The organism is Candidatus Avoscillospira sp. LCP25S3_F1, assembly GCF_052117125.1.
Classification (GTDB): domain Bacteria; phylum Bacillota; class Clostridia; order Oscillospirales; family Oscillospiraceae; genus Avoscillospira_A.
This window is the reverse complement of sequence record NZ_JBQKJT010000016.1, coordinates 22,042-35,068: the sequence shown is the minus strand read 5'-3', so window position 1 is coordinate 35,068 and position 13,027 is coordinate 22,042. Positions and strand designations below refer to the sequence as shown.

Genomic DNA, 13,027 nt, shown 5'->3' with positions numbered 1-13,027 from the left:
AGAGGTGCCCTGATTTTTGCAGAGCAGGGGGCTGGGCCTTGCGGCCTTGCCGCAGAGATTGCGCCATCTGCGGATGACGCCGGGGACGATGGGGGATTCGCTCGCTGCGGCGGGAGACAGGTGCTTTGCCCCTGAACCCCAGGATTTTTCGAGAAAAATGTAGGAAAAGCGTTTTCTTTTGGGTTTTACTTGACTTTTTAGGGTTACGCCACTACCATGGAATCATGATTAAAATGGGGAGGTATATCCCATGACGATTTTGATTCTCGGCGGCGGCGCGTCGGGCATGATGGCCGCGTTGGCGGCGGCGGAATGCGGCCGTCACCGGGTGGTGCTGGTGGAGCGGCAGGCCCGGCTGGGCCGCAAGCTCCTGGCCACCGGCAATGGCCGCTGCAATCTCACCAACACCCACGCCGACGGCGATTCCTACCACGGTACGGACCCAGCGTTCTGCCGTCCGGCGCTGGAAGCCTTCTCCGTGACGGATACGCTGGACTATTTTCACCGGCTGGGCCTGCTGACGGTCACAGAGCCGACCGGTCGGGTGTATCCCTATTCGGACCAGGCCAACAGCGTGCTGGACGTGCTGCGGTTTGCGCTGGAACAGGCCGGTGTGGAAGTCCATGCGGGCTGTGAGGTGCGGAAAATCTGGAAGCGCCGGAACGGCTTCCTGTTAAAATGGGACGGCGGCGAAGCGGCAGGGGAGAAGCTGATTCTTGCCGCCGGCGGCGCGGCGGGGGCCAAACTGGGCGGCACCACCTTGGGCTATGACCTGCTGGGGGCCTTGGGCCACAAATCAACGGTCCTCCATCCGGCGCTGGTGCAGGTCTGCACCGAGGGGACCTTTACCAGGGGCCTCAAAGGGGTCCGGGCCAATGGCCGTGTGACGGTGCTGCGGGGCAGCCGCGTCCTGGCTGTCACCGAGGGTGAGATTCAGTTTACCGAAACCGGTGTCAGTGGTCCCGCCGTCTTTGAGATTTCCAGGGCCGTGTCCACCGGCGGCGACGGGCTGACGCTGTCGCTCCATTTGTTGCCCCAGTTTTCCAAAGAAGCCATTGTGACGCTGCTCCAAACCCGCTGCGCCCAGCTGCCGGACCGGCCCGCCGAGGACTTGCTGACCGGCATGGTCCACAACCGATTGGGCAAACTGTTGGGAAAGGCCGCTGGAATCGGCGCCGAGGCGCGTCTGGGGGCGTTGGGGCCGGACCGGCTGGACCGGCTGGCCGACACCATCGGGGATTTGCGTCTGACCGTCACCGGCACCATGGGCATGGACAATGCCCAGGTTACCGTGGGCGGTGTGGAAACAGCAGGGTTTGACCCGCAGACGTTGGAAAGCCGCAGGGTGCCGGGGCTGTATGCCTGTGGGGAAGTCCTGGATATCGACGGCGACTGCGGCGGGTATAATCTCCAATGGGCCTGGTCGTCGGGTCGTCTGGCGGGGCTGTCCGCATCGAAAGAAACGGAGGAATCGTAATTGATCCGCATTCGTGATATCTCCCTGCCCCTGGGGCAGGATATGAACCATCTGATTCGAACCGCCGCCCGGCGGCTCCATGTGGCCAATACGGAAATCGGGTCGGTCCACATCCGGAAAAAGTCCATCGACGCCCGGAAAAAGCAGGATATCCGGATCCTCTATACGGTGGATGTGACGGTCCACCGGGACGAGCAGAAGGTGCTGCGGCGGGTCCGCAGCGACAAAAAAATCAGCCCGGCCAAGCTGGACGGCTATCAGCCGCCGCGGCCCGTGCGGCATGAGGGGCTCCGGCCGGTGGTGGTGGGCTTTGGCCCCGGCGGCATTTTTGCGGCGCTGATTCTGGCGGAAGCGGGCTTGAAGCCCATTGTGCTGGAGCGGGGCCTGGATGCGGAGACCCGCCAGAAAAAAGTCCGGGAATTTTGGGAGACGGGCAAGCTGGACCCCACGTGCAATGTGCAGTTTGGTGAGGGCGGCGCGGGCACCTTTTCCGACGGCAAGCTGACCACCGGTATCAAAAGCCCCTGTATGGGCTGGATTCTGGAGCAGTTCCACCAAGCGGGCGCACGGGAAAACATCCTGTTTGACGCCAAGCCCCACATTGGTACCGACGTGTTGGTGACGGTGGTCCAGAATTTGCGGAAAAAGATTGAATCCTTGGGCGGTGAGGTTCGGTTCGGCTGCCGGGTGACGGGACTGGAGCAGACCATGGGCCATCTGACGGGGCTGGTCTATGAACAGGCAGGGGAGACCGTGCACCTGGACTGTGACCGGGCCATTCTGGCCATCGGTCACAGCGCCCGGGACACCTTTGCCATGCTGCTGGAATCCGGCGTCCCCATGGAACCGAAAGCCTTTTCCATGGGCGTCCGCATTGAGCACCGGCAGTCGTGGCTGGACCGGCGGCAGTACGGCGAGGCGGCGGGCCACCCCAGTTTGCCTCCGGCGGATTACAAGCTGGCGGCCCATCTGCCGGACGGCAACTCGGCCTATACCTTCTGCATGTGTCCCGGCGGACAGGTGGTGGCGTCATCGTCGGAGGCGGGCGGCGTAGTGACCAACGGCATGAGCAACGCCGACCGGGACGGGGAGAACTGCAATGCAGCCGTCCTGGTGACGCTACACCCGGAGGATTTCCCAGTTTCGGGCGTCCTGGGCGGCATGGAGTGGCAGAGACAGCTGGAACAGCGGTGCTATGAAGCGGGCGGCAGCAATTACCACGCCCCGGCCCAGCTGGTGGGCGATTTTCTGAACCATCGGGCCAGTACGGGTCCGGCTTCGGTGCGGCCTACCTACGCTCCCGGCGTGACGTTTACGGACCTCCGCAGCTGTCTGCCGGAGAAGATTACCGACGTACTGGAGCGGGCCTTGCCGGAACTGGACAAAAAGCTCCCCGGCTTTGCCGACGGCGATGCCGTGATGACGGCCCCGGAAACGCGGAGCTCCAGCCCGGTCCGGATTCTGCGAGATGAAAGCCAGCAGTCGGCCTTGCGGGGCTTGTTTCCCTGCGGTGAGGGTGCCGGCTACGCCGGCGGCATCACCTCTGCCGCCGTGGATGGTGTGCGCTGCGCCGAAGCGCTGCTTCAGTCCCTTTGATACGCGGTGCGCCCAATCCTGAAAGGGCCTGCCGCAGAATACAGTTTTTACAACAAATTGGAATCGTAACGCATCATAAAATAACCGTGAAACTCTGTTTTTTGAGTTTCACGGTTATTTTTATCAAACTGTATTTTGGGAATTCAGTGTTTGAAACAGGCCCTTTTTATTGTCGGGGCAGCTTTAGGTCTTCGCCGGTGAGACCGTCCTGCCGCAGCATCTGCTCCAGCACCTGTACGTCACTGGTGATGTCCACAGCTTCCGCATGGAACAGCTTGTCCAGCCGCGTCTCGAAGCCCTCCACAACCTGGTCCATCATGCCTTCCACTTTGGCCTTGGTGGTGCGGATGTTCTCGCCATCAATGCGCTGTTCCTCCATCTGCTCATAGGAACGCAGGATTTTCAGCGTTGTGGGCAAATAGTAATCGAGAAAACTCCGCAGCTCCGCGGCACAGTCGGGATGGGCCTTCTGATAGTCCAGAATCCGGGCGGTGATCTCACCGATGCGGTCCACCTTTTGCCGCATGGCCGAGTCCTCGATGCTGTCCCGCAGCTGGTGAATTTGATGCAGTACGTCGTCTTCCTGGGCCGGGGGCTGTTCCGGGACCGGCTTTTGGGGCTTGGGCGCCTCCTCCCGCAAGCCGCTTTCCGACAGAATCAACATCCTGGAATTGCGGTTGATGTATCCGGCGGGCAGGTAGCCGCGCTCCAGCATGTCCTGGAGGTCATTGCAGGCATGGCGATAGGAGACGGGCAGGGCGTCGGCCAGGGTCGCCACTGAAATCGTCTCTCGCTGCCCGATCAGCTGTAAATACCGACGGTAGCGAGCGGCCTTGCCCTTGCGGGATAACCCGCAGAACAGCACAACCAGGCTGCCGGCAAAAAAGCCGGTGGGTTGCAGCAGCTCCTGAATATCATCGAAGGTGAGCCCGTGTTTCAGCTCGGAAAGCGTCTCCAGAAGTGTGTCGCCCAGAATCAAGCCGGTGACCACTGCGGCAATCAGGCCCCAAAAACAAAGCCGTTTGCCCCAATTTTTCGGAATGGGAACGGTGCCGCTCCGGCGGGCCGGTTTGGGTACTTTGGCCTTCTTGGCGGGCTTGTTTGCCACCGGCTCCAGGTCAATGGGTTCGCGGGGGGCGTTCAGTGGGCGCTTCTGCTGTTTGGGCGGGGAGGTGATGGAACCGACACTGAGAATCCGGAATAGGGTAAACAGGGCGATGGGCCACGCGCCCACCAGAAACAAACCGATGGTGATGGCCCAGGAGAGAATGGGCGGTTCCTTTGGATTGCGCTGTTGATTCAACATGGAAGTCCCTCCGTGGATGGGATTGTTTTTCTATATCATAGCACGGCAGGAAAGTGGGTGCAAATACAAAATATTGCAGAAAGGGCGGGACACCCCGAAAGGTGTCCCGCCCCACAGAGGGAGAAGATTACTGCATGAAGGTGCCGTCCTGCATCTCCTGCAGGTAAGCGTTGTACTGATCCTGCACCTCAGCGGGGACCAGGTCGCTCAGAGCACCGGCGGACAGAACGCCGTTCTGCAGGGTGCCGTAGATGACCTCGCCGCCGAAGCTGCCGTCGGCGACAGCTTCCATGCACAGGCTTACCAGAGCGGTGTTGTCGGTGACCTGGCTGCCGATGATGCAATCGTTCTGACCCAGCAGATCGGAGGGCTGAGCGATGTCATAGATCTTGACGGAGCCGGAAGCGGTGTTGGCCTCGTCGATGGCCTGCCGTGCGCCGGAGTCAACAGCGGAGGCGTCGCCGAAGAACACGTCGGCGCCCTGGTTGATCATGGCCTTGGCAAATTCGATGCCCTTGTCGGTGGCGGAGAAGTCACCGGAGTACACGATGTCCAGAGCGGACACGGTCTTGCCGGCCTGCTCGCCCACATAGGCGGCAGCCTCGGCAAAGCCTTCATACTTGCCCAGGGTGGTGTCCAGCTCCATGCCGCCGATGAAAGCGACGGTACCGGTCTCGGTCATGAGGCCCGCCAGAGCGCCGGCGATCCAGCCGACCTGCTGGGCGTCGGGCAGCAGAGAGGTGACGTTGCCGTTGGTGGCCTTGTCCGGCGTGTCGGTGCCGCCGTTGAGCAGGGCAAAGGCGATTTCGGGGTATTCCTCGGCGGCCTGGAGCACGGCGTCGGTGTACTGGTTACCGGGGGCGTAGATCAGGTCGTAGCCCAAGTCGCAGTAGGAGACGATGGTGTCATAGTAGGCCGACTGGGCGATGCTGTCGGAGTAGGCCGTCTCCCAGCCGTTGGCCTCTGCGGCGGCAACCATGGCGTTGTAGCAGGACATGCCCCATCCGCCGTCGGAGATGCTGGAGTCGCAGATCATGGCCACTTTGAGACCGGTGGAATCGGCGCCGCCCTCGTTGGTCGCGGTATCGCTGGTGCTGCCGGTGTCGCCGGTGTTGGTACCACTGTCGGTGGTGGTCTTGTTGCCGCAGGCGCCCAGGGACAGGACCATGGTCAGGGCCAGCAGCAGAGCCAGAAGCTTTTTCATGTTCGTTTTCCTCCTAAAATGTAGAATGGTTATGAAACAGCCGCGACGGCGGCAGTCACATCGTTACCGCTCCTCGGGGAGATACGCCTTGCCCACGCCCTTGGGACCGGCTTTTTTCATACCCAGCAGCGCCAGAACTATCACGGTGGCCACATAGGGAATCATCTGGAAGAACTGATAGGGAATGCCGAAGCTGCCCACTTGCAGACGAATCTGCAAAGCGTCGCAGAAGCCGAAGAACAGACAGGCCAGCAGGACGCCGCCGCCGGTCCAGCGGCCGAAGATCACGGCGGCCAGGGCGATAAAGCCACGGCCTGCCACGTTGCCGTCCACATAGGTGTTGGCATAGCAGGTGGTCAGGTACGCGCCGCCCATACCGGCCAATGCGCCGCAGAGGATGCTGGCCACATACTTGACACCGATGACGTTGATGCCCAGCGTGGCGGCGGCCTTGGGGTATTCACCCACGGCCTTGTAGTTGAGGCCGGACTTGGTGCGGTTGAAGTAGATCACCGTGACGATGACCAGAATGTAGGCCAGATAGACCATGGGGGTCTGGTCCAGGAACAGCTGGACGATAAAGTTGTTGGACTGGATGCCCAGGGACTGGCTCAGGGTGCTCATGAGGCCCACCTGCACCAGCTCAGAGCCAGCGCCGAAGTAGACGCGGTAAATGAACGCCGCCAGGGCCGGAGCGAAAATGTTGATGGCCATGCCGTAGACGATCTGCTCGGCGCAGAGAGTGATGGTGGCATAGGCGAAGATCATATTGGTGAGGATACCGGCGGCGGCGCCGGCCACCACGCCCAGCATGGGGCTGCCGGTGATCAGGCTTACCAGAAAGCCCACCAGGGAGCCGATGGCGGCCAGACCTTCCAGACCGATGTGGACCAGACCGGCCCGCTGGGAGTAAAGCTCGGCCAACGCCAGGAAGATCAGGGGCGTGGCCATGCGGACGGTGGAAAGCAAAACTTCGGAAATCATCTTACACAGCCTCCTTCTTCTGTACGGACTTGGTGGCCATGCGGTCAATGACGGCCCGGAACTGGGGCAGCTTCACCATGGCCAGACCCGCCACCGTAAAGACGATGACCAGCGCCTGAATGATATCGGACACGCTGGTGGGGACGCCGGTGGCGGCCTGCATGGTGGTGGAACCCACCCGCAGGGCGGCGAAGAAGATGGCGACCACGATGGCGGCGATGGGATGCAGCTGAGCGATCAGGGCCATGGCCACACCGTCGAAGCCGTAGCCGGAACCGTAGCCGTTGATGAGGCGGAACTGAGTGCCCAGCAGGTCGGCGCTGCCGCCGAGACCGGCGATGGCGCCGGAGACGATGAAGCTCATGAGGATGAACCTTTTCACGGCGAAGCCGTTGAACTGGGCCGCCGTCATGTTGAGACCCACGGCCCGCAGCTGGAAGCCCTTGGACGTATGGAACAGGAAGTAATACACCAGCAGACCCACCACCAAGGCCAGAATGAACGCGGTGGTGGCCCGCAGATCGCCCAGGCGGCTCAGTTGGGTCTCGGCCGGCACGGCCACAGTCTGGGGCACGCTGCCGTCGCGGAGCCAGTTGGTGTAGATGACGCCCATAAAGAGGGTGGCCACATAGTTGAGCATGATGGAAATAATCATCTCATTCTGACCGCGGAAGACCCGGAGGACACCGGCGATCAACGCCCAGATGCCGCCGGCCAGGGCGCCGGCGATAAGGCACAGAATGATGGCGGGCAGACCTGTGATGCCCATTTGGGTGGAGATGACGCAGGAGACAATGGCGCCCATGAGGAACTGGCCCTCGCCGCCCAGGTTGAAGACGCCGCAGCGGTAGGCGAAGCAGGCGCACAGGGCGGTGAAGATCAGGGGTGTGGCACGGGACAGGGTGGTACCCACGTTGCGCATGGTGCCGAAAGCGCCGATCCAAAGGGATTGCAGCGCTGTGGCGGGATTGGCGCCCAGAGCCGCCATGATGATGCAGCCGATGACAAAGGACAGCAGCACAGAAATGACGGGCACCAGAAGGTTGACAATACGGTTGGTGTGTTTCATGGTCCCATTCCTCCTCACTTACCGGCCATGGCCAGGCTGATTTCGGCGATGGGCGGATTCTTGCCGGAGAACACGCCCATGACCTGTCCTTCAAACATGACGACAATGCGGTCGGAGACCTCCAGAATTTCATCGAAGTCGGCGGAGATCAGCAGCACGCCGCAGCCCCGGTCCCGTGCCTCGATCATGGTGTCGTGGACAAAGCGCGTAGCGCCGATATCCAGACCGCGGGTGGGATGGACCGCCACCAGCAGATCGGGCTTGCCTTCCAGCTCCCGGGCCAGAATGATTTTCTGCTGGTTGCCGCCGGACAGGTTTCTCGCCTCCTGATCGATGGAGGAGCAGCGGATGTCGTATTTCTCCTGCATCTTCAGGGCATAGTCCCGGATGGCTTTCTTTTTGAGGAACAGGCCGTGGGCCGCCGAGAATTCCGGCGACTCGGTGGATTTGAGCACGATGTTATCCCGGACGGTCATATTGCCGATGAGGCCCATTTTGTTGCGGTCCTCGGGAATGTGGGAGACGCTCTCCAGAATGAAGCCGTTGGGAGAGAACTGGGCCACACGGGAGCCCTTCAGGTCCACCTGTCCGGCGTTGGGGGTCAAAACGCCGGTGACCACCTGGGCCAGCTGGCTCTGGCCGTTGCCGTCCACACCGGCAATGCCCACAATCTCGCCCCGGCCCACGGTGAGGCTGACGCCGTTAAGGCCGTTGTGCTTGGAGGTTTTGTCGTAGTCCACGTTTTCCAGGGATACCACGGCTTCGCCGGGGTTCTCTACCTTTTCATAATGAGAGGGCGTCAGCTCCCGGCCGATCATCAGATTGGCCAGTTCCTCGCCGGTGGTTTCGCCCCGGTTCAGGGTACAGACCGTCTCGCCGGCCCGGAGAATGGTGATCCGGTCGGAGATGTGAAGCACCTCACGCATCTTGTGGCTGATGAAAATGATGCTCTTGCCCTCGCTGGTCAGCTTGTGCATGATGTCGAAGAGACCTTCCACCTCCTGGTCCGTCAGAGCCGCCGAAGGCTCGTCCAGCACCAGCAGGTCCGCGCCGCGATAGAGAGCTTTGAGGATTTCTACGCGCTGCTGGGCGCCCACGGCAATGTCGGTGATGGGCTTATCCAGCTCCACGTCCAGACCGTAGCGTTCCGACAGTTCCAGAATCTCCTTTTTGCGGGCGTCGTGGTTGATAAAAATGCCCTTGGTGTTGCGGTCGCCGAGAATGATATTTTCAAAAACGGTCATGGCCTCCACCAGCATAAAATGCTGATGCACCATGCCGATGCCCAGTTTGACGGCCTGGGCCGGAGACTCAATGCGAACCGGTTGTCCGTGGAGGTAGATGGTACCCTCCGTGGGTTGATACAGGCCGAACAGCACGTTCATCAGCGTGCTCTTGCCGGCGCCGTTTTCGCCCAAAAGCGTATGTACCTCGCCTTTGCGTACATCAAGATTGATGTTCCGGTTGGCATAGACGTCACCGAATCGCTTGGTGATATGCTCCATGCGCAATAGTTCTTCCATCGGCTCGACTCCTTTCAACCGCACCTTCCCGGGGGCCTGTGCAGCTTCTATAAAAATGTATCGAGAATTGCTATTAATATCATATGGAATTCCCAGTATCTTGTTAAGCTACAGAAAATTATTTTGGTGAACAGCAGAAAATTTTTTTGGATGTATTGTATAAATTGCAAAGAAAATGACATGGAAATTTATGCAAAACATCAATGTCATAACGTATACAAAGCAGAGAAACCGGGCGTGCTGAATTTGGCAGCACGCCCGGGGCCGATTAGTGGTCAAAGGTGATGACCACGTTGTATTTTTCGTCGACAGCTTTGATGCGTTCGTTGATCTGACGGGCAATTTCCCGCCGCTTTTCATGGAGTTCAAAGGGGATGACCAGATCAAAGACCAGATTGGTGTGTCCGGGACCGCGCACCATGCGGAAATCGTGGAGGGTGAACCGGGGGTCCATCTCCTGCACCACCTGCTCCGTCAAGGTCCGCATTTCGTTGAGTTCGGCGTCGTCGGTGATCACCGGGTCGTAGTGAATGACCAGATGGATGCGGTGCTTCTTGAGGAAGTCGTGCTCAATGTCGTCGATGATATCGTGGCACAGGAGAGGGTCCTCCTGGCTGTCCATCTCCACATGGACGCTGGCAAAGCGGCGGCCGGGGCCGTAGTCGTGGACCATGAGATCATGGAGCCCGAGGACTTTGTCATATCCGCGGATTTCATCGGAAATCTGCTGTACCAGCTCCGGCGACGGGGCCAGACCCAGCAGGGGGTCCATGGTGTCCTTGGCAATGCCCACGCCGCTCCACAGGATGAAGAGGGCCACCAGCAGGCCGGCGTAACCATCGATATACAAATTGGTCACCTGGGCCACAATGGCGGCCAGCAGCACCGCGCCGGTGGTAATCACGTCATTTCGGCTGTCGGCGGCGGTGGCTTTCAGGGTATCGGAGTTTATGCGGCGGCCCAGGGAGCTGTTAAAGTGGCACATCCACAGCTTGACGGCCATGGAGAGCGCCAGGACCACCACCAGGGCAGGAGAAAAAGACACCGGCTCCGGGTGAATGATTTTCGATATGGATGATTTTACCAGTTCTACGCCGATGACGAGAATCAGCGCCGCCACCGCCAGACCGGACAGATATTCCATGCGGGCGTGGCCGTAGGGGTGGTCTTCGTCGGCGGGCTTTTCGGCCAGTTTGAAGCCCAGCAGCGTCACCACAGAGCTGGAGGCATCGGACAGATTGTTGACAGCGTCGGCGGTGATGGATACGCTGCCCGACAGCAGACCGATGGCCAGCTTGGCGGCAAACAGCAGCATGTTGCAGAAGATGCCCACCATGCCTGCCAGTTTACCGTAGGCGGAGCGGACCGCAGGGTCTTCTAAATTCTTGTAGTCGCGGATGAAAAGACGCGGCAGCAGGTTGGTCATGAGAAAGACCTCTTTTCCTAAAACATATACGCAGTATTGTAGCGGGTTTCCCGGGAGATTGCAAGAGGGTAGTTTACGTAAAAATCCCGTTCTTCCAAAAAAGAACGGGATTTTTACAGTTTGTTATGACTAAAAGTTTACGGTGTCTAACAGGACGCTTACAGGTGCAGCACGCGTTCACGGATCTCCTGGGTCCGGCCCTGGTTCCAGAACTGGGTACCAATATAGCCGCAGGTCCGTCGGGCCACATTCATCTTGCTCTGGTCCTGATTGCCGCACTGGGGGCAGACCCAGACCAATTTGCCGTCCTCATCCTCCTGAATCTCGATTTCGCCGTCGTAGTTGCAGACCTGGCAGAAATCGCTCTTGGTGTTCAGCTCCGCATACATAATATTATCGTAGATGTACCGGATGACAGCCAGAACCGCGTCCAGATTGTGCTGCATGTTGGGCACTTCCACATAGCTGATGGCGCCGCCGGTGGACAAGGCCTGGAACTGGGCCTCAAAGGAGAGCTTGGAGAAGGCGTCGATTTCCTCTGTCACATGGACGTGGTAGCTGTTGGTGATATAGGACTTGTCTGTCACGCCGGGAACGATGCCGAACCGCTTTTGCAGGCACTTGGCGAACTTGTAGGTGGTGGATTCCAGGGGCGTGCCGTAGATGCCGAAGCCGATGGTGGTCTCCTTTTTCCAGCGGTTACAGGCGTCGTTCATATACTTCATAATCTCCAGGGCGAAGGGGGTGGCCGACGGGTCCGTATGGGACTTGCCGGTCATGTACTTGACGCACTCATACAGGCCCGCGTAGCCCAGGGAGATGGTGGAGTAGCCGCCGAGCAGCAGCTTGTCGATGGGCTCGCCCTTGGCCAGTCTGGCGCAGGCGCCGTACTGCCACAGAATGGGGGCCGCGTCGGACAGCGTACCCTTGAGCCGGTTGTGGCGGCACATCAGCGCCCGGTAGCACAAATCCAGGCGTTCGTCAAAAATCTGCCAGAATTTGTCCAGGTCGCCGCCGGAGGACAGGGCGATGTCCGGCAGATTCAGTGTGACCACGCCCTGATTGAACCGGCCGTAGAACTGATATTCGCCCTTCTCGTTTTTCCAGGGGCTCAGGTTGGAACGGCAGCCCATGACCGGGAAACAGTTGCCTTCCTTCAGCTCTTTCATCTTCTTTTCGCTGATGTAGTCGGGCACCAGACGCTTGGCCGTACACTTGGCAGCCAGTTCCGTCAGATAGTAGTAGGGGGAATCCTTATGGATGTTGTCCTCCTCCAGCACGTAGATCAGCTTGGGGAAGGCGGGGGTCACCCACACACCGGCCTCATTCTTCACGCCCTGATAACGCTGCTTGAGTACTTCCTCAACAATCAGGGCCAGATCGGCCTTTTCCCGCTCGTTCTTGGCCTCGCCCAGATACATAAACACCGTGACAAAGGGGGCTTGTCCATTGGTGGTCAGCAGCGTCACCACCTGGTACTGGATGGTCTGCACGCCCCGCTGAATCTCGTCCAACAGGCGGTTTTCTACCATCTGATTGACCAGGGCCTCGGGCAGGGGACGGCCCATGGCCTGAACCTCCCGCTCCACGCTGCGGCGGATTTTTTCCCGGCTCACCTGGACAAAGGGGGCCAGATGGGCCAGGGAAATGGACTGGCCGCCGTACTGGTTGGAAGCCACCTGGGCAATGATCTGGGTGGCAATGTTGCAGGCCGTGGAAAAGCTGTGGGGCTTTTCGATCATGGTGCCGGAAATGACCGTGCCGTTTTGCAGCATGTCCTCCAGATTCACCAGATCACAGTTGTGCATGTGCTGGGCGAAGTAGTCGGAGTCGTGGAAATGGATGATGCCTGCCTCGTGGGCTTCCACAATATCCTGGGGCAGCAGAATGCGCCGGGTGATGTCCTTGGAAACTTCACCGGCCATGTAGTCTCGCTGGACCGAGTTGACGGTGGGATTCTTGTTGGAATTCTCCTGCTTGACCTCCTCGTTGTTGCACTCGATGAGGCTGAGGATCTGGTCGTCGGTGGTGTTGGCCTGCCGGACCAGATTGCGGGTGTAGCGGTAGGTGATGTACTTCTTGGCTACATCATAGGCGCCATGGGCCATGATCTGCGTCTCCACCAGGTCCTGGATTTCCTCCACGCCGGGGGACCGGTTCATCTCCCGGCAATTGAGCTCCACCCGCTCGGCAATGCGCTGAATCTGGGTGGGGGTCAACTGCTCATTTTCGGCGGCGGTCCGGTTGGCACGGCCAATGGCCTGGATGATCTTGGTGATATCAAAGACGGCCTCGGAACCGTTGCGCTTGATGATTTTCAATAGAAACAACTCCCTGTTCTCATACGAAATTCCATCGGAAGCGCTTCCGATGGAATGGACGGTAACACGTATCATAGCCGCTGGACCGGTGTGCTGCCCGGCCCTGCGGAGCGGGGTTATT

The 13,027-nt window shown here is 59.8% G+C and carries 9 protein-coding genes; 2 read left to right on the top strand and 7 right to left on the bottom strand.

Features of this window, described 5'->3' with window-relative positions; all coding sequences use genetic code 11:
• Positions 1-250 precede the first annotated feature (250 nt).
• Together ACTQ33_RS13450 and ACTQ33_RS13445 are read left to right on the top strand one after the other, a co-directional pair.
• A complete protein-coding gene (locus tag ACTQ33_RS13450) occupies positions 251-1,477 on the top strand; it encodes an NAD(P)/FAD-dependent oxidoreductase (protein ID WP_441465105.1) in 1,227 nt (408 codons plus the stop codon).
• Positions 1,478-3,073, top strand: a complete 1,596-nt coding sequence (locus ACTQ33_RS13445) for an NAD(P)/FAD-dependent oxidoreductase (protein WP_441465104.1) — start codon at positions 1,478-1,480, stop codon at positions 3,071-3,073.
• 166 nt (positions 3,074-3,239) lie between these two features.
• Here the strand turns inward: ACTQ33_RS13445 and ACTQ33_RS13440 are convergent, their stop codons facing one another.
• The 7 genes from ACTQ33_RS13440 to nrdD form a co-directional block, all read right to left on the bottom strand.
• Positions 3,240-4,379: a 5-bromo-4-chloroindolyl phosphate hydrolysis family protein gene (locus ACTQ33_RS13440; RefSeq protein ID WP_441465103.1), complete on the bottom strand. Its 1,140-nt coding sequence runs from the start codon at positions 4,377-4,379 to the stop codon at positions 3,240-3,242.
• Between the two features lie 127 nt (positions 4,380-4,506).
• On the bottom strand, positions 4,507-5,583 hold the full coding sequence (locus ACTQ33_RS13435) for a BMP family protein (protein ID WP_441465102.1): 1,077 nt from the start codon (positions 5,581-5,583) through the stop codon (positions 4,507-4,509).
• 63 nt (positions 5,584-5,646) lie between these two features.
• On the bottom strand, positions 5,647-6,567 hold the full coding sequence (locus ACTQ33_RS13430; RefSeq protein ID WP_441465101.1) for an ABC transporter permease: 921 nt from the start codon (positions 6,565-6,567) through the stop codon (positions 5,647-5,649).
• A 1-nt stretch (position 6,568) separates the two neighbouring features.
• On the bottom strand, positions 6,569-7,636 hold the full coding sequence (locus ACTQ33_RS13425; protein WP_441465100.1) for an ABC transporter permease: 1,068 nt from the start codon (positions 7,634-7,636) through the stop codon (positions 6,569-6,571).
• A 14-nt stretch (positions 7,637-7,650) separates the two neighbouring features.
• Entirely contained in the window at positions 7,651-9,159 is a 1,509-nt protein-coding gene (locus ACTQ33_RS13420) for an ABC transporter ATP-binding protein (protein ID WP_441465099.1), read from the bottom strand.
• A gap of 268 nt (positions 9,160-9,427) precedes the next feature.
• The gene (locus ACTQ33_RS13415) at positions 9,428-10,585 is read right to left on the bottom strand and encodes a cation diffusion facilitator family transporter (protein ID WP_441465098.1); all 1,158 of its coding nucleotides are present in this window, start codon (positions 10,583-10,585) and stop codon (positions 9,428-9,430) included.
• 158 nt (positions 10,586-10,743) lie between these two features.
• The gene (gene nrdD, locus ACTQ33_RS13410; RefSeq protein ID WP_441465097.1) at positions 10,744-12,906 is read right to left on the bottom strand and encodes an anaerobic ribonucleoside-triphosphate reductase; all 2,163 of its coding nucleotides are present in this window, start codon (positions 12,904-12,906) and stop codon (positions 10,744-10,746) included.
• Positions 12,907-13,027 lie beyond the last annotated feature (121 nt).

Coding starts and splice junctions, on each gene's coding strand:
- ACTQ33_RS13450 (WP_441465105.1), top strand. CDS start 251: ATGACGATTTTGATTCTCGGCGGCGGCGCGTCGGGCATGATGGCCGCG.
- ACTQ33_RS13440 (WP_441465103.1), bottom strand. CDS start 4,379: ATGTTGAATCAACAGCGCAATCCAAAGGAACCGCCCATTCTCTCCTGG.
- ACTQ33_RS13435 (WP_441465102.1), bottom strand. CDS start 5,583: ATGAAAAAGCTTCTGGCTCTGCTGCTGGCCCTGACCATGGTCCTGTCC.
- ACTQ33_RS13430 (WP_441465101.1), bottom strand. CDS start 6,567: ATGATTTCCGAAGTTTTGCTTTCCACCGTCCGCATGGCCACGCCCCTG.
- ACTQ33_RS13425 (WP_441465100.1), bottom strand. CDS start 7,636: ATGAAACACACCAACCGTATTGTCAACCTTCTGGTGCCCGTCATTTCT.
- ACTQ33_RS13420 (WP_441465099.1), bottom strand. CDS start 9,159: ATGGAAGAACTATTGCGCATGGAGCATATCACCAAGCGATTCGGTGAC.
- ACTQ33_RS13415 (WP_441465098.1), bottom strand. CDS start 10,585: ATGACCAACCTGCTGCCGCGTCTTTTCATCCGCGACTACAAGAATTTA.